Origin of the sequence: Pseudomonas sp. QTF5 (genome assembly GCF_000512695.2) — a bacterium.
GTDB lineage: Bacteria > Pseudomonadota > Gammaproteobacteria > Pseudomonadales > Pseudomonadaceae > Aquipseudomonas.
Genome location: NZ_AZRW02000003.1, coordinates 81007 through 105069, shown reverse-complemented (window position 1 = coordinate 105069; position 24063 = coordinate 81007). Strand labels below are relative to the sequence as shown.

At 58.3% G+C, this 24063-nt stretch carries 19 protein-coding genes; 4 read left to right on the top strand and 15 right to left on the bottom strand.

The genetic code is table 11. The annotated features are described in order from the left end of the window. Positions 1-28: 28 nt before the first annotated feature. The 15 genes from IC37_RS03470 to IC37_RS03405 all read right to left on the bottom strand — a co-directional run bounded on the left by IC37_RS03470 (position 29) and on the right by IC37_RS03405 (position 17098). Positions 29-1393 (bottom strand): O-antigen ligase, encoded by a 1365-nt coding sequence (locus IC37_RS03470; protein ID WP_051414802.1) that lies wholly within the window; start codon positions 1391-1393, stop codon positions 29-31. Continuing rightward, positions 1390-2502 carry a glycosyltransferase gene (locus IC37_RS03465; RefSeq protein WP_030128848.1) on the bottom strand — a complete coding sequence of 371 codons (1113 nt, stop codon included), beginning with the start codon at positions 2500-2502 and terminating at the stop codon, positions 1390-1392. The genes IC37_RS03470 and IC37_RS03465 overlap by 4 nt, the downstream gene beginning before the upstream one ends. After that, entirely contained in the window at positions 2499-3578 is a 1080-nt protein-coding gene (locus IC37_RS03460; protein ID WP_030128847.1) for a glycosyltransferase, read from the bottom strand. Before IC37_RS03460 ends, IC37_RS03465 begins: the two co-directional genes overlap by 4 nt. 23 nt (positions 3579-3601) lie before the next feature. Further along, positions 3602-4309 (bottom strand): WecB/TagA/CpsF family glycosyltransferase, encoded by a 708-nt coding sequence (locus IC37_RS03455; protein WP_030128846.1) that lies wholly within the window; start codon positions 4307-4309, stop codon positions 3602-3604. A 96-nt stretch (positions 4310-4405) separates the two neighbouring features. After that, the gene (locus tag IC37_RS03450) at positions 4406-5452 is read right to left on the bottom strand and encodes an acyltransferase (RefSeq protein ID WP_030128845.1); all 1047 of its coding nucleotides are present in this window, start codon (positions 5450-5452) and stop codon (positions 4406-4408) included. A gap of 96 nt (positions 5453-5548) precedes the next feature. After that, complete coding sequence (locus IC37_RS03445) at positions 5549-7027, bottom strand: family 16 glycosylhydrolase (RefSeq protein ID WP_033864845.1); 1479 nt, start codon at positions 7025-7027, stop codon at positions 5549-5551. Continuing rightward, positions 7027-8082 carry a UDP-glucose 4-epimerase GalE gene (gene galE / locus IC37_RS03440; protein WP_030128843.1) on the bottom strand — a complete coding sequence of 352 codons (1056 nt, stop codon included), beginning with the start codon at positions 8080-8082 and terminating at the stop codon, positions 7027-7029. The genes IC37_RS03445 and galE overlap by 1 nt, the downstream gene beginning before the upstream one ends. Before the next feature lie 56 nt (positions 8083-8138). Beyond that, complete coding sequence (locus tag IC37_RS03435; RefSeq protein WP_030128842.1) at positions 8139-9092, bottom strand: glycosyltransferase family A protein; 954 nt, start codon at positions 9090-9092, stop codon at positions 8139-8141. 17 nt (positions 9093-9109) lie between these two features. After that, positions 9110-9262, bottom strand: coding sequence for a hypothetical protein (locus IC37_RS30325; RefSeq protein WP_256580633.1), 153 nt, complete (start codon positions 9260-9262; stop codon positions 9110-9112). Positions 9263-9273: 11 nt separating this feature from the next. After that, entirely contained in the window at positions 9274-10665 is a 1392-nt protein-coding gene (locus IC37_RS03430; RefSeq protein WP_033864844.1) for an undecaprenyl-phosphate glucose phosphotransferase, read from the bottom strand. Positions 10666-10808: 143 nt separating this feature from the next. Next, positions 10809-13055, bottom strand: a complete 2247-nt coding sequence (locus IC37_RS03425) for a polysaccharide biosynthesis tyrosine autokinase (protein WP_030128840.1) — start codon at positions 13053-13055, stop codon at positions 10809-10811. 2 nt (positions 13056-13057) lie between these two features. Then, positions 13058-13591, bottom strand: coding sequence for a polysaccharide biosynthesis/export family protein (locus IC37_RS03420; protein WP_030128839.1), 534 nt, complete (start codon positions 13589-13591; stop codon positions 13058-13060). Positions 13592-13604: 13 nt separating this feature from the next. Beyond that, on the bottom strand, positions 13605-14762 hold the full coding sequence (locus IC37_RS03415) for an outer membrane beta-barrel protein (protein ID WP_030128838.1): 1158 nt from the start codon (positions 14760-14762) through the stop codon (positions 13605-13607). A gap of 255 nt (positions 14763-15017) precedes the next feature. Next, positions 15018-15539 (bottom strand): transcription/translation regulatory transformer protein RfaH, encoded by a 522-nt coding sequence (rfaH, locus tag IC37_RS03410; protein WP_030128837.1) that lies wholly within the window; start codon positions 15537-15539, stop codon positions 15018-15020. Between the two features lie 593 nt (positions 15540-16132). After that, positions 16133-17098: an AraC family transcriptional regulator gene (locus IC37_RS03405; protein ID WP_030128836.1), complete on the bottom strand. Its 966-nt coding sequence runs from the start codon at positions 17096-17098 to the stop codon at positions 16133-16135. A gap of 158 nt (positions 17099-17256) precedes the next feature. Here IC37_RS03405 and IC37_RS03400 point away from each other — a divergent pair, with 158 nt between their 5' ends. Genes IC37_RS03400 through IC37_RS03385 form a run of 4 tightly spaced genes read left to right on the top strand, consistent with a single transcriptional unit; the run spans position 17257 to position 24062 of the window. Beyond that, a complete protein-coding gene (locus IC37_RS03400) occupies positions 17257-19248 on the top strand; it encodes a TonB-dependent receptor (protein ID WP_030128835.1) in 1992 nt (663 codons plus the stop codon). Positions 19249-19274: 26 nt separating this feature from the next. Further along, complete coding sequence (locus IC37_RS03395; protein WP_030128834.1) at positions 19275-20315, top strand: methyltransferase; 1041 nt, start codon at positions 19275-19277, stop codon at positions 20313-20315. Then, positions 20312-21622, top strand: coding sequence for an MFS transporter (locus IC37_RS03390; protein ID WP_030128833.1), 1311 nt, complete (start codon positions 20312-20314; stop codon positions 21620-21622). The genes IC37_RS03395 and IC37_RS03390 overlap by 4 nt, the downstream gene beginning before the upstream one ends. Positions 21623-21647: 25 nt before the next feature. Beyond that, positions 21648-24062, top strand: coding sequence for a decarboxylase (locus tag IC37_RS03385; protein ID WP_030128832.1), 2415 nt, complete (start codon positions 21648-21650; stop codon positions 24060-24062). The last annotated feature ends 1 nt before the right edge of the window (position 24063 follow it).

The following is a 24063-nucleotide window of genomic DNA, read 5'->3' as shown; positions in this document are numbered from 1 at the left end:
TGCTAGAACCTGGGTGGCGTGGACCGGCTCAGGGCGCCTTGCGCAGTGTTTTCACCCGCGCATAGAGATAGCGAAAAGTCGTCGCATTGGCGGCGGGTACGCCCTCGAGCGTGACGCAATCACCAGACGTGAAAGGACGTGTTGCCAGGCCAGGGCGTTTGGCGTGGTGGTGACGGAATGACAGGGCCAGGACGCAGAACACCAGAAACTCCGCCGAGCGGTAGTTGGGCACGACATACGCCACATAGTTGGTGAGCATGAACGATCCGATGATGACCATCGCACTGACGTGAAACCGTGCCGACTGATCAGCCATTACGGCCCGATAGTGTTTGATCAGTGCCTCGACCAGCATGAGGATCAGCGCGATCAACTGAACGATGCCGCCGTTAAGCAAGGTTTCCATGTAACCGCTGTGGGCATTGCCGATGTAACCCCAACGGTTGATGAATACTTCGGCGCTCGGGCTGGACCAGAAGGCGCCGAAGCCGTAACCCTTGAGGAACTCGGCATCGATCAGTGGTGTGAGCAGGTCCCAGATCCGCGTGCGGTCGGTGAGTGACGGGTCACGACCGGTCAGCTCCAGCAGCAACGCATAATTGCCGTATAGAAAGAAACAGATCAGCACATAGACGATCATCGAACCGAGGAACGCTGGCCATGAGCGGTTGATGTGCAAGCGGATCAGCGTGAGGAAGTACCAACAGCTCACCGTGCCGGCACAGATCAGCGCGATGGCGGTGGCGGATTGGGCCAGCGCAATCGCGATCAGCGAAAACAACGAGCAGAGGATGGCCCAGGGATTGCGCTGGCGGATCATCGGCAGCAGTAACAGAATAGCGATCGCGTTGATCCGTGCGCCGGCATTTTTTTCCGGGAAGATCCCTTTGAACGCACCATCGCGAGGACCGCCGTATACGAAGGCGATGTCAGGCCTGAACAGCGCGATTATCAAACCTAAAAACGCTGCGGCGCCGATGATGCAGCCGAGCATGAAGGCGACTTTCTCGAGGCTGTAGTTGTAGGCGATGAAACCTGCAAAAAACACCACGCTGATCATCGCCACAAAACGTTTGAAACTTAACATCGGGTCGTAGGACCAACTGATCGATACGGCCAGGCAGAGCATGAACACCAGCAGGAAGGCATTGTTCCTGTAAAAGCTTTTGCTGAGAAAGACCTTGTTGCGGATGAAGAAGAACAGCGGCACCAGCAGGGTGATCAGGCCGCAGATCTGGTTGATCGTGTTGCCTTCGAGGTCTTTTTCGGCGGCGTCCAGATACGACACATCAGCCAACCCGAAAAAAAATCCAATCACCTGGATATAGAACAGCCCGCCGAACAACGTGAAGGCGTCGCGCAGGGTGGTGTACCTGACTTCCAGTTTGTTCATGACGATGGACTCCCAAGTAGCGCGTCGAGATAAGTTTTCGCCGCACAGGCGCTCATGAAACGGGCAGCGGCATCGATGCGCGCCTGACGGTTTGCATCACGCGGCAACGTCAGTTCCACGGTGATGGCCCGGGCCAGTGCGCCAGGGTCGTCGACCGCCACCAGCGGGGCGATTGCGCCATTGTCGAGAATCTCTTGCGGGCCATAGGGGCAGAGGGTCGATACCACCGGGGTGCCTGTGGACATCGCCTCGACCAGCGCGTTGGGACTGCCCTCGAAACGCGACGACAGCACAAAGCAATCGGCCGCTGCCACTTCCGCCAATGGATCGCTGGTGTAGCCAGGCAGATCGAATCGGTCGCCCACGTCCAGGGCGACGGCTTGCTCGAACAATTCGGATCTGAGTGCGCCTTCGCCGAAAATGATCAATCGGGTACTGCGATCGGGTAATCGGGCGAAGGCATCGAGCAATACGTCAAAGCCTTTTTGCCGTGCCAGGCGACCCACGGCGACAATCACCGGGGTGGTTTTTTTCAGCAGCCAGCGGTGATTCGGACATCCCGGCGCCTTGTCGCGAAAATCGTTGTCGAGCACCGGGTTGTCGGCAATGGTGACATCCTGCGCGCGGGTGATGGTGGTATCGACCAGATCCTGAGCGACACCGCGCGAGACGCAGATCACCGGATTGGGGATGAGTCGATACAGCAGCGGAGCCAAAAGATACGCGGTGCGCACCGCCAACGCGGGGTTGACGTGTTTGTCATGGGAAAACGCATTGCGCTCACTGACATGCAGGCGCGCCAGCGTACCGGACAGCATGGCCGCGGCGATGGCCACCACGTTGACGTGGGTGAGGGCAGCCAGTAGCGCGTCAAAGCGATTGTGGCGAAGAAAGCGTGCCAGCGCCGGCACCGCCCTGGAGCTGCGCGCGCTGTGCAACTCGACGCGCTTGACCCTTGGGTCGATGCGCGCCGAGTTCACACCTGTACCGGTGAGCATCAGCAAGGTCACGTCATTGCCTGCATCAGTCAGCGCACCGGCGAGGCGCACCATCATTTTTTCGGCTCCGCCTCCGTTCAAGTCCTGCAGGATAATCAGCAGCCTTTTCATTGATTCCATACCTGGTAGTACGCCTGCGCGGCGTATTGACTGGTGTACTGTCGAACGGCGTCAGCGGCCACTTGTCCGCCTGGTGCAGCCTGACCTTGCGCGGTCAGGCTGCGCAGCATCCCTTCGGCCAGCGCCGGTACATCATTGACCTTGACCAGGTCGCCGAGGCGGCCGTTATCAAGCAATTCCCTGGGTCCGGTTTCGCAGTCGCAGGCCAACACGGGTGTGCCCAACGCCAGGGCTTCGATGAGCACGGTCGGCAAGCCCTCATGAAACGAACTCAGGATCAGCAGTCGTGCCTGCCTGATCAATGGATAGGGATTGCTCAGAAAACCGGTGAAATGCACACGGTCCTCGATGCCCAGGCGGCTGGCCTGTGAGGTCAGCGCGGCGAGTTGCGGGCCATCGCCGATGATCACCAGATCCGGCAGCGCAGCGCTGCGCAAGGCCATGGCATAGGCGTCGAGCAGCAGGTGGAAACCCTTCGGTGCCACCAGCCGGCCCACCGCTAACCAGAACTCGGCTGGCAAACCGGTGAGCATGGGCGTCTGTGCGGCACTGAGCAGTTGTTCGGTGACCACTGCATTGGGGCAATAACGGATGCGCTCGCGACCCCAGGGCACCCGCTCGGCGAGGGACTGGCGCAGTCCGTTGGACACCGTCACTACCCGGCCGTTGCCACAGAGGTACAACGCATAGAGCAGACGCAGGACGGCGGGGCTGATTTTCTGTTCGCTGCAATCGAGTGCCGCGTGACGGGTGTAGATGACCTTGCATGGGCTACCCAAGGTGGCAAACCAGGTGCAGAGGTTGGCTCGTTCCTTGGCGGCGATGAGGTGGGTCGCATGCTCGCGACGAATAATCCGGCGCAGCAGAACGATGGACTTGAACAGGCCGATGATTCCATTGCCGCCACCATTGAGCGTGGTAGCCCCTTCATCGTCCGGCGTGTCGCCGTTCATGACGAAATAACTCACACGCTGGCCATCCTTGAGAAACTGCCTGGCCAGGCGTTGCTGGACACGCTCGAGGCCACCCTCGGGCTTGAAGTCCTTGAGAATGAACAGGATATGCATGGTCGGTGCTCGGTGCCGGGCGTTCAGGGGTGAGTGATATTGATGGTCACTTTGCGCCAAATGATCATCACCAACAGATGAACAAAATTGGTCGGGTAGTCGAACAGGTAGCGCTTGATGGTGTGCGGTTCGCGATACATTCGATAGAACGCACGCAGATGCAGACGGTTGATCAGCTCGGGGTAGTAATGATGAGTGGCCGTGGCCTCTTGGCGAATGAAACCGCCACAGGTGAATGCAGTACCCGTGAAACCGGCGCGCAGGGCATCCTGCTCGAACTGCTCTTGCAGCCCGGCGCCCAGGCCTACGATCAGGAGGTTTGCTTCACTGCGGCAAATGTCTGCTTGAATGCAGGCGGCCTGCGGTGCATCGAAATAGCCGTTGTGGTGACCGGCGATAATCAACGCCGGGTAGCGAACCTTGATCTTATCGATGAACAGGTCCAGTTCGGCTTGCCTGGCACCGACAAAGTACACACGCTTGCCTTGTTTCTCGGCGCAACTGAAGACAGAGTCGGCGATGGACGTGAAGTCGAAGCTGACCCGGCCGATCGCCCGGCCGGTGATGCGAGACATGAAGGTGGACATCAGCATGCCGTCGCAAAAATAAGCGATGGACGTCGGTTCCCGGTCGAACAGACTGCCGACGGACGCAAAATTAATGAAGGAAAATGCCTTGTTGGCGTCCAGCAAATTCGGGGTGTAATGCCCGATTAATTCCAGACTGATCATTACTGACTCCTGAGGTCTGTTGATGAATGAACTCGCGCCTGCTCGAATTACGCAATAACCAGTTCCGAAAATACGCTTCAAGTCTGCGGGGACTAATCAATCTCTGACACGGCTGAGGGATAATGAAAGGAATTTTTTAATTTGTCTGGCAATGGGGACTTCTATCTTTTTGTGGATGATATAAGACGCACTTATCATCAAGGCGACGGTGCCCCATAGCAGTATGTGCGGGTTCACCACTGGATAAGCAATGTTAAAGATCATAAAGCCGATCATTTGATGTAATAGGTAAAGTGGGTAGGTCAGCGCTCCTAATGTAGTCCAGTTCAATGTCCCTATGACTGCCGTTTTGTTCGTTGCGATCAAAAAAAACGTCATGAAAAACAGGATAATTACGCTGCATACGATCAGAGGATTGAATTCGGTTGAATATTTGGTTTCGAGCGATTCGGCCCATACGATTGCGGTATAGCTGGCTAATGCTAATGCACCTGCCAATAGGAGGATTCGTGTTTTTGTGAATCCCTTGGCCCATATCATGTAGAACGTGGCACCCGCTATGAAGTATGCAGCGTAATCGGTAATTAATACCGTGCGCATCTTTTCAAAAGTGAAGGCTTCTGCTATGGCAGAGATGAGTAGCCAGAGTACGAGGTACGTCTCTATTTTTTCTATTTTCTTGAAGCCCAACAGAATGGATATCATTAGGTAAAATTTAATTTCTACAAACAGAGACCAGTAAACGCCGTCTATCGATGGGACGCCCATCAAGTCGCTAAGTAATGTCATGTTAACGATGTATTGATAAAAATTAGCCGTATACCTGGGGTGTCCGATGGCAAGAGTGATTAAAAACGTGAGGGTGCAGCACACCAGGAAAGCAGGGTAGAGGCGAACGACGCGGGATATAAAAAATACTTTGAGATTATTGCTCGAAGCGGTCATCAGAATGACGAATCCGCTGATCATAAAAAACAGTTCGACGCCTAAATAACCGTATTTAGCAGGTTCAGCCAATAGCGGGTAGGGCATCGTAGACATGTCGCCCCTTGCATACCCGCGAAAAGCATAGTGAAAAATCACTACTGCGAAAGCAGCAAGGAAGCGCAGCAAGTCTAATTCTTTCACCCGGCGCTTGATCATGTCTATGCGCTCCAAACGTGTTGGCGCTGATTGAAAACAGACCACCCTGCCGATTGAAATTTGATCTGGGGCGAACGTTATAGCGCCGTGTGACGGTTATTGAGCACGTTGCCACATCTTGACGTAGTCGACGCTGAAGGTGGAGGGCAGGTCAGCATCGTCGACTACGCCGAACCATTGCCACATGGCCTCACTGTCAAAGACGATCTGCATGGGGAAGAAGAAGTGTGTGTTCTTCGATTCCCTGACCAGCACGCCATCGACGTACCAGCGCAGGGTGTCGGGCTGCCAGTCGAAGCCGTAGACATGAAAGTCACTTGCCAGCCGCCAGGGGCTGATCCAGGTGCTGCCGTTGGCGACATGTTCGGTGCTTTGCGGCGTGGCCCACAGGTGGGCGTTCATGTTGTATTGCCGGTCGAAGGCAGCGTCTTTGGTCTTGCCGCCGATTTCGAAGATGTCGATTTCGGTTGCGTTGTCAGCCATGCCCGTCCACGCGAGCCAGAATGCACTGGAGCCTGCGGAGTTCATGGGTTTGGCATGTGCTTCGTAATATCCGTAGAAGCCGCGTTCAATGGTACGAACCATGGCTGAGGTGTAGTCCTTGAAACCGAGTAGGACATACTTCTGCGGCAAGGTTTCCTTGCGGAAGACAATGTTCAGGTTGCCATTGCTGACGGTGGCATTGCCCGGAGTGAAAAGCGCCGGTTTGCGTCCGAGCGATTCGGTCCCTATGGCATTGTTGACATGCCAGCGCCCGGGGTCGAGGGTTGTGCCATTGAAGTCGTCGGACAGTTTCGTGTTGAGAATCCACTGACCGGCATTGGCCTGATCGGACAGCGGCAGATTGGCGTTGGTCCGGGTCGGCAATGTGCCGAGTGGTCCGACACGGGTCCAGGTATCGGCCTGTAAGGGGATGGCAACTGACCACTTGTCTGCCAGGTACTGAAATGCACGCTGGCGCTCTGCAAGGGAGGCAAACGGACGGTCGTACACCAGCACTTCTGCGATGTCGCCGCGAAAGTTTTCGGAATTGCCGACGACATTGCGCCCGACGGCATACGGACCAATCGGCACATCGTAAAGCTCCAGGACGGAAAAGGTCGGCGCATACGCGGTGGTCTGTTGCAGGCTGATGGCGAAATTCGGCAACACGTTATCGTTGTTGGCGGTTTGCGGGCGTGAGCTGAACAACCGTTGCCAGGGATCGACCGGGGCTTGTTCGGGCAATCGACGGGACACGATCAATACCGTCACAGGGCCTTTGGCCGTGCGGATCGTTTTGCCGAGAAACGCCGAAACGCCACTGAAACGCACTACCGAATGACCATTCAGGGCGTTTGCCATCCGCTGTGGCTGCAAGGCGGCATCGTCTACTGTGGCGTCATTGGACTCGCCGGATTTGTCGCTCCAGCGCTGGAGACGGTTCTGCGCGTCCAAGGTCATTGTTGAAGCATCGGCCGCGTCCAGCCACAGCACGAGCCCGGTGGTGGGTGCACGGGAAGGCGCTTGTGCTGCGTTGCAAACAAGCGAAACCGACAGCAGTAGTACCAGCAGACATTCTTTAAGCATCTGCATCACTTCGCTTCAATCGGCGCCGGAATTTCGAATGAAGTCTGATACCCCTGCGGATTACACGACTGCCACCGCCAGGTATCGATGATCATCTGTTCCAAGCCGCGTTGCGCGCTCCAACCCAGTTCACGTCCTGCCTTGCTCGGGTCGGCCCAGCATTTTGCGATGTCACCGAGGCGGCGCGGCGCGAAGCGGTAGGGAATGGTGATGCCGGTAACGTCTTCGAAGCTGTGGATGATCTGCAGCACGCTGTAGCCGACGCCGGTGCCGAGGTTCCAGAAATTGATGCCGCTGCGGTGCTGCAGCACCTGCAACGCTTTGAGGTGACCGTTGGCAAGGTCGACCACATGAATGTAGTCGCGTACGCAGGTCCCATCCACGGTGGGATAGTCGCAGCCATACACCGTGAGTTCGGGAATCCGGCCAGTCGCGACCTGTGTCAGGCACGGCAACAGGTTGTTGGGTCGGCCCTTGGGATCTTCTCCGATCATCCCGCTTTCGTGAGCGCCAATCGGGTTGAAGTAGCGTAATAAGGCGATGTTCCAGCGTGGATCAGAATTGCACAGATCGGTGAGCAACTCCTCGATCATGAGCTTGGTGCGGCCGTAGGGATTAACCGGTTTGCCGGTGCCGAAGTCTTCGGCAATCGGTATTCGCGTGGGGTCGCCATACACCGTGGCCGACGAGCTGAACACCAGGTTGAACACATCGTTTCGGGCCATCGTCGCGCAGAGGTTCAGCGTACCGGCGAAGTTATTGGCGTAGTAATCCAACGGTCTTCGCACGCTTTCCTCAACGGATTTCAAGCTTGCGAAATGCACCACCGCATCAATGTCGTAGCGACGGAAGACATCGTCGACCAAGATCGAGTCGCGAACATCTCCATTGATGAAATCGACCCGGGTATGAGTCAGTCGCTCAAGGCGAACGATCGATTCTCGATAGCTGTTGCACAGGTTGTCGAGCACCAGCACATTGTGTCCGGCGTTGATTAACGCCAAGGCGGTATGGGTGCCGATATAGCCGGTCCCGCCAGTGATCAGTGTGGTTTTGCGCATGGTGAGGTGTTCCTGATCAATGTACCCAGACGGTGATTGGCCGTGCGGATACCGGTTCAATCAGCGATGGTTGACGCCGTTGCCTTGCGCAATGATCTGGCGCGGGCATAGAGGTAGCGCAAGGTCGGTTTGCCGTTGGCGAAGATCAGTGCTTGCCAGGAATATTCCAGCATTCGCCGGTACACACCAATCACTTGGGCATGCTCGCCGCGTCGGGAAAATGCATTGAGAAAGTCGGTGTGGTTGCCCAGCACGAAATCAATCCGTTGCTGCTTGCTTAGCTGCGCGCCATAGCGGGCGAGATACACTTCGATGAACCTGATCTTGTTCTGGTAGTACTTTTTCGGTTGCGCGGTCATGTTGCCGCTGTTGACCGTGCGCTCCAGCAGCACCTGTGGCACCGTGTGGATCTCCCAGTGTTCGGCGATTCGGCTCCACATGAAGCGGTCTTCGGAGTAACGCAGGCTGGCATCGAAGCCGCCGAGTTGCATGATCAGGTCGCGCTTGACCAGCGCGGTGGATACGCCATTGACGACGTTGGCGTGGATGAAATCGTAGAAATGCCTGCCGTTCTTGCGCCGGTTGTCCAGTTGCCGCCTGCCGTCGCTGTAATTGACCTGCGTGTAGCAGTCGATCAGCCCCACCGGCCGTCCCTGACGACTGAGTTCGTCATACAGCGCCAGTTGTTGCTCCAGCTTTTGCGGACAAAATCGGTCATCGGCATCGAGAAACGCCACAAAAGTCTCTTCAGTATGCTGCAATCCATGGTTGCGGGCGCTGGCCTGGCCTTCGTTGGCTTGATGCAACAGCGTCAGGCGAAACGGCGCCGCGAAGTCTTTGACCCGTTGGGGTCCGTCGTCGGTGGAACCATCGTCGACGACAATGACGTGATCGGGCAGTCGGGTTTGCCTGACCAGGGACGCCAGTGTTTGCTCAATGCTGTCGGCGCCGTTGTACATCGGGATCACGACGCACACTGAATGCGGTAAAGGGGGGGCTTGGTCTGACACGGGTGTTTCTCCTTTTGTTATGCCTTGGCTGGGTCGCGCGGCATTGCCCTGCCAGACGGACGCTGTTTCTCGGCGCAACTGAAGACAGAATCGGCAATGGACGTGAAGTCGAAGCTGACCCGGCCGATCGTGCGGCCGGTGATGCGCCCGATCAATTCCAGGTCGATCATTGCCTGACTCCTCAGTAAGTGTCTTTTGAGAACAATGTAAAAGGGGTCTTGACCAGAATCTTGATGTCGAGCCACAGCGACCATTGGTTGATGTAATTGAGGTCCTGGGCGACGCGCTGCTGCATTTTTTCCAGCGTCTGGGTTTCACCTCGATGCCCGGTGATCTGGGCCAACCCGGTGATTCCTGGTTTGAGGCGATGGCGGGCCATGTAGGCGCGAACCTTGCCGGTGTAGTAAATGTTGTGCGTGACCGCGTGCGGTCGCGGGCCGACCAGGGCCATTTCGCCGCAAAGCACGTTGAAGAGTTGCGGCAGCTCGTCGATGGAACTGCGGCGCAAAAAACGCCCAAGCGGGGTGATACGTTCATCCTCGCGGGTGGCCTGACGGACTTCGTTGTCATCGTGCAAGTGCATCGACCGGAACTTCCAGACTTTGATCACCTCGGCGTTACAGCCGTAGCGATTTTGTTTGAACAACACCGGGCCGGGCGAGGAAGCCTTGATGGCCGCCGCCACGATCAGCAGCAAGGGGCTGAGCACAATAATGGCCACGGCGGCCAGGCTACGTTCGAACAGCTCTTTGCAGAGCAGGCTGCCGGGGTGCGAACTGATGAGGCTTTCATTGAGGTAGATGGCCGGCATTCGCTCTATTTCCGAGATCGACTGATTGAGCAATACCATGCTGCCGAAATCGGGGATCCAGACCACGTCGACATTCATGTCCAGAAGATCGATGTACAAGGCTTCGATGATGGCGGCTTGTGCCATTGGCAAGACGATGTAGACGCGGCGTACGTGCAGGCGGGTGATGATTTCGCGAACCTCGTCGATGCGCCCCAGCAGCGGCAGAATGCTCGGTGCCGGGCCGGTATGTTCGGCGGTTGCGATAAAACCCAGGAGCGGTACGCGATTGCGTCTGGACAGTTTTCTCGCCAGCGTATGTGCGGTCGGACACGTCCCGACGATTACCGCGCGGCGCTCGTTGCAGAGCTTGTGCGAATGCAGTCGGGCCAGGTAATGCAGGGGCAAGAAGCTCGCCGCCTGGACCAGGTAACTCAGTACGGCCCAGACGATGATCACTTGGCGCGAGAAAATCACGCTGGTCTGGGTGACAAAGGCAATGCTGATCAGCACGGCCAGCAAGATCATCCAGGCCGCCAGCAGCCGAGCGAGCCCGGACAACCACTCATGGCGCTTGTGGTAAACCTGCATGACGCTGTAGATGGGCACCGAGCCGAGAACGGTGAGAATCATCAGAACGCGGTATTCACTGGTCAGGCTGCCGACTCGCCAGTACACGAGCAACATCAGCAGCAGGTTGGTCAGACTCAGTGCGCACAACCATTGCCCCCAGAAGGTCAGGCCTCGGCGGCGCGTCATTTGAGCGGTGTAGAGCGATGTCATCGGCTCAACCTCCGGGCATGGGTTGGACATCGGCGCCGAATACTGCACGCCCTCGTTCCCGCACGCTGGTATAGCTCGACTGGGATGAAGCAGTTTTTGGTAGATGCCTGGAGAGAGACTACTGGTGAAACAGGCGCAAGGTTCTACCTGGACATGTAGTCGCCATTCTGGAACGTATCGGAGTGGCTGTAGCCTTGTTTGCGGGCTTTGCTCAGATCAACCTGGTTAAGCACCACACCGAACACCGGCGCATGGCTCTGCTGCAGTAGCGCAAGGCACCTCTGCACCTGGCTGACAGGCGTGCTTTCTGCCTTGATCACGTAGATCACCGCGTCCGAATGCTTGGCCAGCAACAGTGCGTCGCTGACCATTTGCGCAGGCGGGGAGTCAATGATGATGCGTTGGTAGCGCGACTTCAGCACCTTGAGCAGGGGGGCCAGGCGCGGAGAACTGAGCAGATCCAGCGGTGGCGGCGACAACTTGCCGGCTGGCAACATGTCGAGATTGCCAACCGTGCGGATACAGTCCTCGAGCCGCGCTGTGCCCGCGAGGACATTGGCCAACCCCGGGGCATCTTCCGGGAAATCGAAGTTGAACGAAAGGCTGGGTTTGCGCATGTCGGCGTCGATCAACAGCACACGCTCGAGCATTGTGAGCGAGTACGCCAGGTTGTTGGCGATGGTACTTTTACCTTCTTCGGCGATGGTCGAGGCAACGAGTACCACCTGTGACGGCATGTCGCCGCCGTGCAACATCAACCAGGTGCGCAGGTTGCGAATGGTCTCGCAAAAACGCGGATGGTCGTTGTCGTCGAACAGTCGCGCCAGTTGTCGGCGGCTTCTCTTGGTGACCAGCGGCACCACGCTGAGCAGAGGAACATCAAGTGTGCTTTCGATCGCTTCGTCGGTCTTGAAGGTTTTGTTCAGGGTTTCGGACAGCAATGCCAGTGCTACGCCGATCAGCGCAGCCACGATGGCGACAATCGCCAGAATCAGTGTTTTACGCGGCTTGCTCGGTTCCAGAGGAACAATCGCAGGGTCGACGATGCGTGCTTTGGTGGAGTCCATGTCGGACGTGGCCGCGGTTTCCTTTAAACGGGTGACGAAGGTTTCATACAGCGCGCGGCTGCTGTCGACTTCACGTTGGAACTCACGCAGTTGAAACTCCTTGCGCGAAATATCCTGTAGCTGCGCCTTGTTGCTGTTGAATGACTTGCGCAGTGAGTTTTCATTGGCCCGGGAGAGCTGGTAATCCTGTTCGATGCTGGCAACCACCTGTTGAACCTGTAGGCGCAAACTGTCGGTGGCCGTACGCAACTCGGCGCGAGCGGCGGCCAGCGTCGGATGTTTTGGACCGTAGCGCCCGGACAGTTCTTCGACCTTGGCTTGCGCCTTGGCTTGTTGTGCCTGGAACTTCTGCACCAAAGGATTACTCAAGACGGCCGGCACACTTGAGAGTTTGCTCAGGTTGCCATTGCTCAAGGTCTGGACCTGGCGAAACCGGCTCTCGGCTTCTGCCAGGTTACGGCGGGCATCGATCATGCGGTTGCCGGTCATTTCCAGTTCATTGGCGCTGATGGTGGCGACACCGCCGACGTCGACCAGGCCTTGTGCTTCCCGGTAGCCCTGAAGTTTGTTTTCGGCACTGCGCAGATTATTGCGCAACTCGATCAGGCGAGAGTTCATCCAGTTGGTGTTATTCAGCGAGGACTTCTGGTTGTTGTCGAACTGACTATCGATGAAGCCTTGGGCAATCGCATTAGCGGTAGCGGCTGCCAAACCAGGGTCGGGCAACTCCACTTCTATGTTGATCAACTGGCTTTTGCCGACGAATTTGACGCTGGTTCGCCGCATGAGGTTCTGCGTGACTTGATTGAAGATCTCGGTTTCGGAGGGCATTACCTCGATGGGTGTCAAACCGCCTAGTACTGGCAGCCATTGGTCAAGCTCAAGCGTTGCCAACCATTTGCGTGGCGCAAACCATGACTGCGGTTGCTGGCGTGGATCGGTCACCGGATGGGTGGTGAGGTTCAGTTTTTTTACCGCCCGTTCGGCCAGATCCCGCGATTGCAGGAGCGCCAGTTGCGTCTGCAAGTAATCGACGGTACCGGAACTCGAATCCGTGACTTGCTGGAAGGCCAATAACGGTGGCGTTTTTTCTTTGATCAGCAGGGTGGTGCTGCCGATGTATTGCGGGGGAATCAACGACAGCGTTGCCATCGCCAACGCACAGCCAAGCAGTATCAACCATGCGATTCTCCAATGGGCGCGCCAGATCACCCTCCAGTATTTGAGCAGGTCAATGGTGTCCTTTTCCTCGCTGTACGGCTGATGCTGCGGCACATGCGGCTGGAGTGGACGTTCGACATAGAGGCTTGGGCTGTTGTCCATGATTAGAAAAAGCCTTGTGCAATGGAGATGGTGTCACCGGGGGCGATGGTGGTGCTGCGCGTGACCGTGTCGGTCAGTGATGGGGAGCCATCGCCGCGCACGATGGTCACCCGTTTGATCGAGGCTCGCTCGGTCAGGCCACCGCCCAGGGCGATGGCTTTCTCCAGTGTCAGCCCGGGCTCGAATGGATAGCTGCCGGGTTTTTTCACCTCTCCATTGATGTAAAACGAGCGGTAGACGATCAGGTTAAGGCTGACCTTGGGGTCGACCAGGTAACCTTGCTTGAGCCCGTCGACGATGAGTTTTTCCACCTGATTGGGAGTGAGCCCCTTGGCGGCAATATCACCCAGAAATGGATAGGAAAACATTCCGGCATCGTTGAGACGGATTTTCTCGAAACTCAGATCCCGCTCACCGAAGACGGTGATACGCAATACATCGCCGGCTGCCAATTTGTACTGGGCACCGGGGTCTGCTGCAAAAGTCACCGGCAACAGCCACGGCACGAACAACAAGCCAAGCATTCGCGAGTTCATGGGGGGGAACCTCTTAGAGACTTATGTTGAAGCCGAGCAAGAAGATGTTGCGTTCAAAACTCTGATTGTCGGCATCGGAGTCATCGTTGCGGTAGCGATAGCCCAGCTCGATGTCCAGCCAGCGGCGCATTGCGTATTCGACGGCGAGGTTGTAGTCACGAAGGTCATCGGTGCGTTCCTGGCCCTCGTACTCATAACGGGACAGCCCGACTTCGGCCACCGTGGTGATGCGTTCGGTCCAGCCATGACGCCAGCCGACCAGGGCAGAGGTGGTCTTGACGGCATCAGCACCGTCGTCGCCCTCGGCCATGGCCTGGCGGGCAACAAACGAGAAGGTCGAGTAGGTGCGTGGCTTCCATCGCAGGTCCACCTGCCAGGTCGGATTACTGAGGTCATCGACGCTGCTGTCATCGAAGTTCTTGCGCTCATAACCAACACGGACTTTGCCGGAGGTGCGTGCGGTGAAGTCCCATTCGGCACCGGCAAGGACCGCATCAGATGTACTGTTGAGGCGGCTGCCGGATTGCACGTAATCAAAGACGGTATGGTCGTACTCCAGCAGCCCACGCGTATTGCTGCCGATGCGGTGGTACCAGGTGGTAGTCAGGCCGGTGGTATTGCGCTCTTTGTCATCGTTGATGCCGTCGGAGTTGCCGTAACGAAGTTGCGCATAACTGGCGCCCAGATCGATCTGATTGGCAGCGCTCCTGGCGCCGTAGGTATAGAGACCATTGACGCGGTTACTGCGAATCTTGTCATTGATGCCATCGACAGCGGTCGACGTCGTACGCTCGTATTTACGTGCTTCCGCTTCAAGTTTCAGGCGATGGCGGTCGGTGAACTCCATGATGCTATTGAGTCGCACGCGTTGTGCCGTATTCGAGGCATCCGATTCGTCATGATAAATGTACCGGGTAGGCTGCCAGATAAGTCGGGTGGCGCTGTTGCGGTCTTCTGCCTTGAGTTCGAAAGTGGGCGCCACTTTTGTCACCATGGAAGACTGTGCCCGCTCCAGTTCGCGGAAATTGTCGTCATAACTTTCTGAAAACAGCAGGGTAGGGGTGAAGTCGAACCCATAAATATCAATGGACTGGGGGTCGAGACTCCAGGCCGTTCCGGGATATAAATAAATCATGAGCAGTGCGAAAGGGCCGCGGGTCTTGAGGGTCATGTCATTGCTCCTGGGGATGAATCCAATGACTATAGACCGGAAAAAACAGGGTTGAATGTGAACGGCGAACGGCCAGGTGAAATCAATGATGGCTTCATGAGACAGGCTTCTAAGTCAGGTTGATTAACTTGATCCAAGAGCGGCGAATTAAATAAGCGTAATAGTGGGCTTGTGCGTGATCGGAGTTGATGGATTAAAAGTTTATCAATTAAATTGTTTGCCGAATGCGCTGCTGTAAATAGCATGTCAGCAGATTTAAACTTGAGGTCGCAATCGTTCAATGTATGTCAGCGGGACGCGAACGTGTTGTTCTCTATTCAGGAAGTGAAGCAGAATCATGACTCGTTCATCTCCTAACATGCTCAGGAAAATACCTTCGAGTGTCGACAGCGGCCCTTGGGTTATTTGCAGTGTTTCTCCGGGCTTGAACTGTTGGGGTTCCTGCATTTCTGGTGGCTTGAAGCATCGATTACGCAGGTGCTCGATGACGTCCTCAGGGACTATTGCCGGGCCATTATTGAAATCGACGACTCGGCTGACACCCCGGGTTGAGCGCAAAGGTGCCCACTTGTCGTCACGGCTTAGCTGAATGAAAAGATACCCCGGGAAGAGGGATTCAAGGGCGTTTTGGGGTTTGCCATGAATCAGGCGCTGGCTAATGATTTGCGGGTAAAAAATGACGTAGTTTTGACGCAATAGATTGATTTGTGCCCGTTCGTCCTGACGTGGTTTGCACTGCAAAAGATACCAGTTAGAGCTTTGGGTACTCGTTAACATACTGGCAAGCTCCGTAGCATTGGTTTAAGCACACCTGTTCGCGCATCAGGGACACCGTTACGATTCCGGTGCTCTTTGAGAACGAGGTGTTAAGTTGTTGTAACGGGTGTATCAATAATGAAGCGTGTCATGCGCAGCTAACGGTAAGAATAAGTTGAGTCAGCAATCGGGTGCGCGCAATTCGTTTGTGCTGTGCTGCAATAAGGATTCTTGATGAAAAAGTGTAAACATCACTTAACGCTATAGGGTGATGGTCTTGCGTTGACCAAAGCTACCGCAGGAGTCCGAACTTTCGGCCCTTTGAAAAACAAGCACTTTCGATCATGACCAGGCTGGGGGTGGCGTATATCTACTAACGGACTTTCGTCTTTGTTATACGTCAACCTTGTTAGGTATCGACCACTCGAGGCAACCTGTCAAATGTCACTAGTCAAAAATATAGCCTTTTGTCCAATAATCTAATCGGGGCGTTTCAACTGATTGTTTTAAAAGCAGTTTTAAATTTTTGGTGAAACGCGGTTTGATAAAGGGTGCTGGAAGAGAGCTCTGCGCAACGAGGAACGTCAGGGCTGCTGGAGCGCGCCGCTGATTGCTCAGCGACGCTTGCCAAAAACCGTTTTGGGTGGCTTGCCGAAAAACCGGGTAAAGGCCGCGCTGAAATTGTTGGGGAACTTGTAACCTACCTGATACGCCGCCTGGGCCACCTGACAACCACTCTCGAGCAGGGTGTATGCCTTGCGCATGCGAATCTCGTGAAGCATGCGGTGCGGGGTGGAGTTGAAACGGTAATGCAGGCCTTCCTTGAGTTTGAACTCATTGAGCCCGACCGCAGCGCACAGGTAGGGAATGGTCAACTGCTGGTCCATCTGCTCGATCATGATGTCCCGGGCACGGTCGAGTTTCTCTATGTCGACCGCGCTGAACTGCAGACTTTCGGCGCTGGCCGCAGGGCTCAGCAGTTTCAGCTGTTCGGAGAGCAGGCTCAGGGTGTGAATGTGCATGTCCAGGGTGCCGGTCACCCCTTGGTTGAGGTAGCGGGTCAGAGCGCAGGCATGGCTGGCGCTGGCTGCCGAGGTTTTCTGGAACGCCAGTTGGCGGACGTTGCCATTGCCCAGCAACTGACGGGTGCGCTGCTCGCCGATGTACTTGCTGAGCATGCTTTCGCCGATCAGCAACCGCAGTTGGGACACTGTTGCCCCGGCTTCGTAACAGCGCTCGCCGAGGCTCAGCTGGAACGAGGTGATGGTGGTGTAGCCGGCGCGAAACGACACCGCCGAACCGTCGGCGCCCTTGTACCCGGAGTCGCCCTGCATGCCAAAGGTAATCACCAGCATATGGCGATTGTGCGGGCTGACGGTTTCCTCGATCAGGTTACGCGTGGGGTGGTAGCGCGAGCGCACCACCATCAAGTCGTCATCCAGGCACAAGCGTTCGGAATAGCACTCGCCCAACTCTTCCGGCAATTGCTGGCGCATCCAGCCGCCGGTGTCGTTGCTGACCTGCAGCGAGTTCGTTGACGCGACTCGATACGACTGGGAAATCCTCTGTAAGACCGCCACTTTTACTGTCCTCCTTGATTGGGCTACGGCTTGAATATGGATTGATCCAGAATCCATATGAACTTACATGATAAGCATTCGCATTAATGAATAACATGTTTCCAAGTCAACTGCCATCTCCAGATGGGCAGTGCGCTGATTCATTGATGGGGAAAGCAATGAGCAAGCATGTGTTGGAAGTCAGCGGTTATACGCTGTTTGTTGGCTGCTGGGTGGGTGGTGTGACGACTGTGATCGCGCAGACGGAACTGCCGTCGGTGATCGTCACGGCGAACAAGTTCGAGCAGGAACAGGAGAAGGTCCCGGCCAGCCTGTCGGTGCTCAACGGCGAAGACCTGCGCAAGGGCGCCATCGATGATCTGGAGCGCCTGGCCCGGATCACCCCCGGGTTTACCTTTCAGCCCTTCGGACAATCTGGTACCAACCTGCCGGTGGTGCGCGGCCTGACTTCCAGCCCAACGGCGTTTTCATCTTCGATGCTGATGCTGGTGGACGGCGTGCCCACCCTGATGGGGCAGGGCTTTGACCATAACCTGCTGGGAGTGGAACGCATCGAGATCCTGCGTGGGCCACAGTCGACCCTTTACGGCCGCAACGCCGAAGCCGGAGTCCTGAGCATCCATACCCGCCAACCCGGTGCCGAGCCTTATGCGCGTTTTGAAGCCGGTGGAGGCAGCCACGACCAACGCACCCTGAGCGCCGATGCCAGTACCGCCCTGGTGCCGGACACTCTCTATGCCGGGGTGTCCGGGCAATGGCGGGAGCAGGACGGCTTTATCGACAACGCCTGGGGTGGCGGCCAGGCCGATGACCGCGAACGGCACAGCGCGCGGACGGTTCTGCGCTGGACCCCGGGTTTGGCCACTGACGTCAATCTGCGCTACAGCCGCCAGGATTATCGCGACGGCGGTTCACAGTGGGGCGCGGTGAATGCCTCACGGCGCGAGGTGCGTTCCGGTACTTCAAGCTGGAATCACTCCAGCGGCCGCAGCCTGTCCCTGGACGTGCTGCATGAATTCGATTCCGGCCTGAAGCTGCGCTCGATCACTGCGCGCAATGACTTCTACGACCGGGTCCGGCAGGACACGGATTTCATGCCGACGGACCTGTTCCACCTTGGCCGCGACTTCCATATGAACACCTTGTCTCAGGAGTTCCGCCTGGAAGGTCAGTGGCGCGACAACCAGTGGCTGCTCGGCGCCTATGCCGATCGCGACGATCACGACCTGTCCTATGAACAGAAACTGCCCCTGCGCCTGACCCGCACTGACGTGAAACTGGGTGGCAATACCACGGCGCTGTTCGGCCAATGGGTGATGCCGCTGGCCGATCGTTGGACGCTGACGCTCGGTGCCCGGGCCGAGCAGGACAAGGTGCATATCGACCCGGCGGTCGGTAGCCGCCAGAGCGACAATTGGCAACGCTTCACCCCCAAGGCGGCGCTGCAATACGAATGGCAGCCCGACGCTTATCTGTATGGCAGTTACGCCGAAGGTTTCCGCGCCGGCGGTTTCAACGCCTTTTCCAGCGCCGCCAATTACCCCGGCTACGACCCGGAAAAAGTCAAAACCTACGAGGTCGGAGCCAAGGGCTGGCTCGATGACAAACGCCTGCGTTACTCGGCGGCGCTGTACTGGATGGACGTTCAAGACATGCAGGTGCAGCAGATCATTCAGCCTGGGGTGGTGTACATCACCAACGCTGCCTCGGCGCGCTCTACCGGGCTCGAGCTGGAAGCCGAATACCTGCTCGCCGACAACTGGCGGATGGTCAGTGCCGTGGGCCTGAACCGCACCCGTTTCGAGCGCTTCATGGAGGGCAGCAACGACTACCAGGGCAATCGCAATCCCTACGCGCCGGACTTCACCGGCCACTTCAGCCTGCGCTATGACGCGCCTGCGGGTTGGTACGCCCAGGGCGGTATCAGTGCCGTCGGCAAGACCTACCTGGATTCGGCCAACCAGTACAGCCGTGGCGGATACGGCCTGATCGACCTGAACGCCGGTTACGACTTCAGCCACTACGGCATTTGCGCTTACGTGAAAAACGCCGCCGACAAGCGCTACGACGCCGTCGGCTACCTGAATGGCATCGCCCGGGTCTATAGCCCGCCGCGGGAGATTGGCCTGCGGGTCAGCTACGAACTGTGAACGATGAAAATAATGAGCGGCGAACGATGAACGATATCAACCTGGCATCCCCCCATCCCCTGCAACCTTATTGGGACCTGACCCTCGCGGCGGTACGCGCTGATGCCCTGCGCATTGCCCTTGAGTGGAAGCTGTTCAACCTGCTGCAAGTGCCGACCTCTGCCTTGGCGATTGCCCGGCAATTACAGCTCGACCCAACCAATACCGGCTACTGGCTGGAGGCGCTTTGGAGCATGGAACTGCTGGAGCGCGACGATCACCAGCCGCTCCATTACCGCAACACTGCAGTGGCCAGCGATTACCTGCGAGCCGACGCCGCGGATTATTGCGGTGACGCCTGGGCCTTTCGCCTGCGCGGCTTGCGGCATTTCGGCAGCCAGCTTGGCGAACAGGTGCGCACCGGTCAGATCAGCGGCCAGGCGCCGAATTTGGCGACCACCATCGACAACTGGACCATGGCGGCGCGCTTGCAGATTGCCCAGGAGCAACGGGCAGTCACCGTGGAGGTGGCGTTGCGCCTGATGGCTCAGGTGCCGGAGTTCCCTGCCGCGCGGCGCATGCTCGATCTGGGCGGTGGCCCGGGGCTGGTGGCCATTGCTCTGGCCCGGGATAACCCGATGCTCACCGGCGAGGTGTTCGACTTCGCCCAGACCGTGACCGTAGCCGCGGATAACATTCGTCGGGCCGGCCTGGAGCGGCGCCTGGATGTACGCGGTGGTGATCTGGTGAGCGATCCGATCGGTGAAGGCTACGACCTGATCTGGTGTTCCTCGGTGCTGCATTTCGTCCCGGACATGGCCGCGGCCCTGGCCAAGATTCATGCCGCGCTACGCCCGGGCGGAGTGCTGGTCAGCGCCCATGCGGAAATCCCCGCAGACCCGGAACTCGCTCGGCGGGTCATGCCTTATTACCTGTCGATGCGGATGCTCGGGCGTCAAGTGACCTGCGCCGGCGGCATGAGCGAAGCCTTGCAGCAGGCCGGTTTCGTCAATATCGACAGTTACCCCGAAGTGGCGTTCGCCATGACCCCGGTGTCGGTGCTGGTGGCGCGTCGGAGTGCTTCATGAATCGCCAGCGCGATGCCGGCGCCTGGCGTCTGCAACTGCTTTTTGGCTGGCTGAGTTTCGTGTTGGCGGTGCCGAGCATTTATCTGCTGCTCGGGTTGCCTCTGGTGATGCGCGAACACGGCTGGTCCGGCACCGACATCGGTCTGTTCCAGTTGGCCGGCTTGCCGGCAGTGTTCAAATTCCTCCTGGCCTTGCCCGTGCAGCGTTATCGCGGCGAACGCGGGCATTACCGAACATGGGCCCTGGGGCTGTGCCTGTTGCTGGCGTTGTTGCTGGTAGTGGTCAGCCAGCAGGCGATCACGGTCAATCGCGTGTACCTGTTCGGCCTGGCGTTCGCCGCCGGGGTGCTGACGACCTGGGCGGACATCCCGGTCAATGCCTTGGCGATCAAGTTGCTGCCGCCGTCCGAGCGGATTCGTGCCGGCGGCATTCGCTCGGCGGCGCTGTTTCTCGGCGCCATTGTCGGCGCCGGCGTAATGCTGCTGGTGCATGACCGCTGGGGCTGGCAGGCACCGTTTCTGCTGATGGCCGCGGGCTTGCTGCTGGCATTACTGCCCCTGGCTTGGCTGCGCGAAGGTAACGTCGAGGGTGTAACGCCCATGCCCGCCAGCCCCTTCCTGGCCGACTGGTCGGGTTACTTCCGTCAGCCCGGTGCGCGCCTGTGGACCTGGGTGCTGTTGAGCAGTTTTCCGTTTGTCGGCGCCGCCTGGCTCTACCTCAAACCCTTGCTGCTGGACCAGGGCATGGCCGCCCAACAAGTGGCCTTGATTGCCGGCGTCGGCGGCGGTGTGGTGGGGGCTCTGGCCAGCCTGCTCGGTGGTCGCCTAATTCAGCGCCTGGGGCCGGGGCGGGCAATTCCACTGTTTATGGTCTGGGCGTTGTTCGCTCTGCTGGCGCTGACCTTGGCGGTGGGATTGCAGGCCGGGATGGCCTGGCTGATGGCGGCGGCTTTTGTGCTGGCCACGGCCATTGGCGCGGTGTCGACACTGGTCTTCGCCCTGATGATGTTTTTCTCCCGCGAAGATCGGCAAGCCGCCGACTACGGACTGCAAGCCAGCCTGTTCGTGCTGACACGCATGCTGGTGCCGATTGCCGCCGGGGTGCTCCTCGACCACAGCGGCCATGTGGGCATGCTGGCCGGTCTGTCCCTGGCGATGTTCGTGGTCTGTGCGCTGGCCCTGGCTGCCCGGCGTTCGATCACAGTGGCCACGGCCGTTTTTTACAAAGAGGCGCCAACATGGCGGTTGGCGCCCGATCCGGCTCGGGTTGAAGGCCATGGGTCCCAACAGCGAGCCATTCAATCGTAAGTCTGACTTGAGTAAGGATGAGTCCATGAAGGCAACCTTAGGTATCTGTCTGGTTACCCAAGCCGAGCCTCTGATCGAGGATGTGACCTTTGTCATTGAGCAGTTGCAGGCCGGCTTGCAGCCACCTGCCACCGACGTTGACTGGCCACTGACGATCGGAGGCTGCGAAGAAATGCACCGTGCCCTGGGGCCGCGCCCCCGGAGCGAGGCAGTGCTGGAAACCCTGATGGTCCAGGCCCGGAACTATCTGCAGGGTAGCCCGGCGAATACCGCTGCGCTGCCCGATCTGTGGTTGATGACCTTCGATTCGGTCGAGGCGGCGCAATCACGGTTGCGCCACCTCGACCCGCGATTGTCGAACGAGCTGTTCATTCTCGACCTGGGTGAACAAGCTCAGGCCGGTGTCGAAGACCCTTTTGATGAGCTAATCGCCGCCGCGCCGAACGCGCGCCTGTCGCCCCATTCGGCATTGCTGTATTGCAGCCTGTCGGCCTTGCCAGGGTGGATGAACCGCATCGGTGGCAATCGCCATCTGCGAGTGGTGGGGGAGGATCGCGCGGCGCGGCGCGCGGATTTGTTGCGGATCATCCTCGATCACCTGGAGCATGCCCATTTCAACCGCCTGCTGGCGCGCTCCATCAGCGGCCCGCTGTTGTCGGTGAGCCTGGCCACCGAAGTGACGCGCTTTATGCGCAGTCGCTGGCAGGAACGCTGGGACTTTCATTCCTATACCGGCTCCATGGTGGCGGGGTTGATCCAGTCCATGCAGCAAAACGTCGCCGGCACCGGCGTGCGCTGCCTCAGTGGTTGCAACGAACACAGCCTGGCGGTGAGCGCCATGGCTGGCTGGCAGTTGTTTGGCCGAGCCTATGTGATCACCGTGACCTCGGGCATGATCGATGAATTCCGCGGCACTCTGGCCAACCTCAAGCGCCTCGGCGCGCCGGGGCTGATCATCTGCGCCGACAGTCCGGAAAGTGTCTGGTACGCCTTCCAGGGGACGCATGACGGTGACAACGACGGGCGTCGGGTGATCGAGGCCAAAGGGTTGCGCCAGGTGTTCATCCGCAAGGTCGAGGAGATTGGCGCCGGCCTGGAGCAGGCTTTCGCGATGCTCGCCGAACGGCCCGAACCGGTGTTCATCCTGGCCACCCAGGGGGTACTCGAATCCCGGCCTCTGGTGCCGTTGGATGTGCGTTTGCCTGAGCCACCGACGACCCCGGCAACGCTCCTGAGCAGCACGCAGATCGAGGGGCTGGATCAGGCGCTGGATCTGATCAACCATCAGCCGCTGCACCTGCTCTGGCAGTGCGGCAAGCTCAGTGAGCGACAGCGGCAGCGAGTCCACGCCCTGGCCGAACGCGGCGCCATCGGTCTGGCCGACAGCATCACCCAGCCCGGCAGTGTCGGTCCTTACCACGAAGGGCGGCCGGTGCCGCACTATCTGGGGCCGTTGTCGTTGTACGGTTTCAGCCGCCGGGTCTATCAGTTCGTGCACACCGACCACGAGTTGAACGGGCCGCAGAGCCACTGCGTGTTCTTCCTCAAGGGCAAGGTCGACCAGGCCGCCACGCCGTTTTCCGAAGGCAAGCTCAAGCGTCAGTTGCGGGTGGTGCAGGTCAACCACGAGCAGCGACATCTTTCGCCGTTTACCGACCTGGCCCTGGATGTGCCGCTGGATGTGTTCCTCGATCACATCGAGCGAGGCTTACAGGTCGAGCCGCAGATCCTCGCCTTACGTCGCGCCAAGCTCAACGCATTGTCCGCCACCAGCGAGAGCGTGGCGGCGGACCACATCGAAACCCTGCCGATGACCTCCAACTACTTCTTTCGCCGCTTGGGCAACCTGGTGCGCGAACTGATCGAGCAGCAGGACTATCGCTATATCGGCGTGTATGACGTCGGCCGCTGCGGCATTTCGGCGGTGCGTAACGTGCCGCGCACCGATCCGGGTTTTTCCGGGTGGTACGGGCGCGCCTTGATGGGCGATGCGCTGATGGCTTTGCCCTATATCGCCGTGACCGGGACTGGCAATGTTCTGGCCTTTATCGGCGACGGCGCCCGGGCGCTGGTGCCGGATATCGAGGCGCGGCTGGCCCAGGGACTGGCCGAGGATCCCGGGGCGGCAAAGCGTAACGTCACCCTGTTCTACCTCACCAATGGCCTGTTATCGCTGATTCAGACCTACCTCGACAAACGCTACGCCCACAATGGCGCACAACAGGTCGCGGTGACCAGTGCGGCACCGTTGGCGGCACCGCTGGAGCGAGTCGGGCCGATCAGCCTGCACCGCGAGCGTCTGGTGAGCTTCGATGAAGCGCACCTGCGCAGCGCCCTGACGTGCCCCGGACAATTGAATATTTTCGACGTGTTGCTGGCCCATAACTCGGAAGGCGATGGCTTGAGCCTGGTCTCCGAAACCGCCTGGAACCGTCAATGAG

Coding starts and splice junctions, on each gene's coding strand:
- IC37_RS03470 (WP_051414802.1), bottom strand. CDS start 1,393: ATGAACAAACTGGAAGTCAGGTACACCACCCTGCGCGACGCCTTCACG.
- IC37_RS03465 (WP_030128848.1), bottom strand. CDS start 2,502: ATGAAAAGGCTGCTGATTATCCTGCAGGACTTGAACGGAGGCGGAGCC.
- IC37_RS03460 (WP_030128847.1), bottom strand. CDS start 3,578: ATGCATATCCTGTTCATTCTCAAGGACTTCAAGCCCGAGGGTGGCCTC.
- IC37_RS03455 (WP_030128846.1), bottom strand. CDS start 4,309: ATGATCAGTCTGGAATTAATCGGGCATTACACCCCGAATTTGCTGGAC.
- IC37_RS03450 (WP_030128845.1), bottom strand. CDS start 5,452: ATGATCAAGCGCCGGGTGAAAGAATTAGACTTGCTGCGCTTCCTTGCT.
- IC37_RS03445 (WP_033864845.1), bottom strand. CDS start 7,027: ATGCAGATGCTTAAAGAATGTCTGCTGGTACTACTGCTGTCGGTTTCG.
- galE (WP_030128843.1), bottom strand. CDS start 8,082: ATGCGCAAAACCACACTGATCACTGGCGGGACCGGCTATATCGGCACC.
- IC37_RS30325 (WP_256580633.1), bottom strand. CDS start 9,262: ATGATCGACCTGGAATTGATCGGGCGCATCACCGGCCGCACGATCGGC.
- IC37_RS03430 (WP_033864844.1), bottom strand. CDS start 10,665: ATGACATCGCTCTACACCGCTCAAATGACGCGCCGCCGAGGCCTGACC.
- IC37_RS03425 (WP_030128840.1), bottom strand. CDS start 13,055: ATGGACAACAGCCCAAGCCTCTATGTCGAACGTCCACTCCAGCCGCAT.
- IC37_RS03420 (WP_030128839.1), bottom strand. CDS start 13,591: ATGAACTCGCGAATGCTTGGCTTGTTGTTCGTGCCGTGGCTGTTGCCG.
- IC37_RS03415 (WP_030128838.1), bottom strand. CDS start 14,762: ATGACCCTCAAGACCCGCGGCCCTTTCGCACTGCTCATGATTTATTTA.
- rfaH (WP_030128837.1), bottom strand. CDS start 15,539: ATGTTAACGAGTACCCAAAGCTCTAACTGGTATCTTTTGCAGTGCAAA.
- IC37_RS03400 (WP_030128835.1), top strand. CDS start 17,257: ATGAGCAAGCATGTGTTGGAAGTCAGCGGTTATACGCTGTTTGTTGGC.
- IC37_RS03395 (WP_030128834.1), top strand. CDS start 19,275: ATGAACGATATCAACCTGGCATCCCCCCATCCCCTGCAACCTTATTGG.
- IC37_RS03390 (WP_030128833.1), top strand. CDS start 20,312: ATGAATCGCCAGCGCGATGCCGGCGCCTGGCGTCTGCAACTGCTTTTT.
- IC37_RS03385 (WP_030128832.1), top strand. CDS start 21,648: ATGAAGGCAACCTTAGGTATCTGTCTGGTTACCCAAGCCGAGCCTCTG.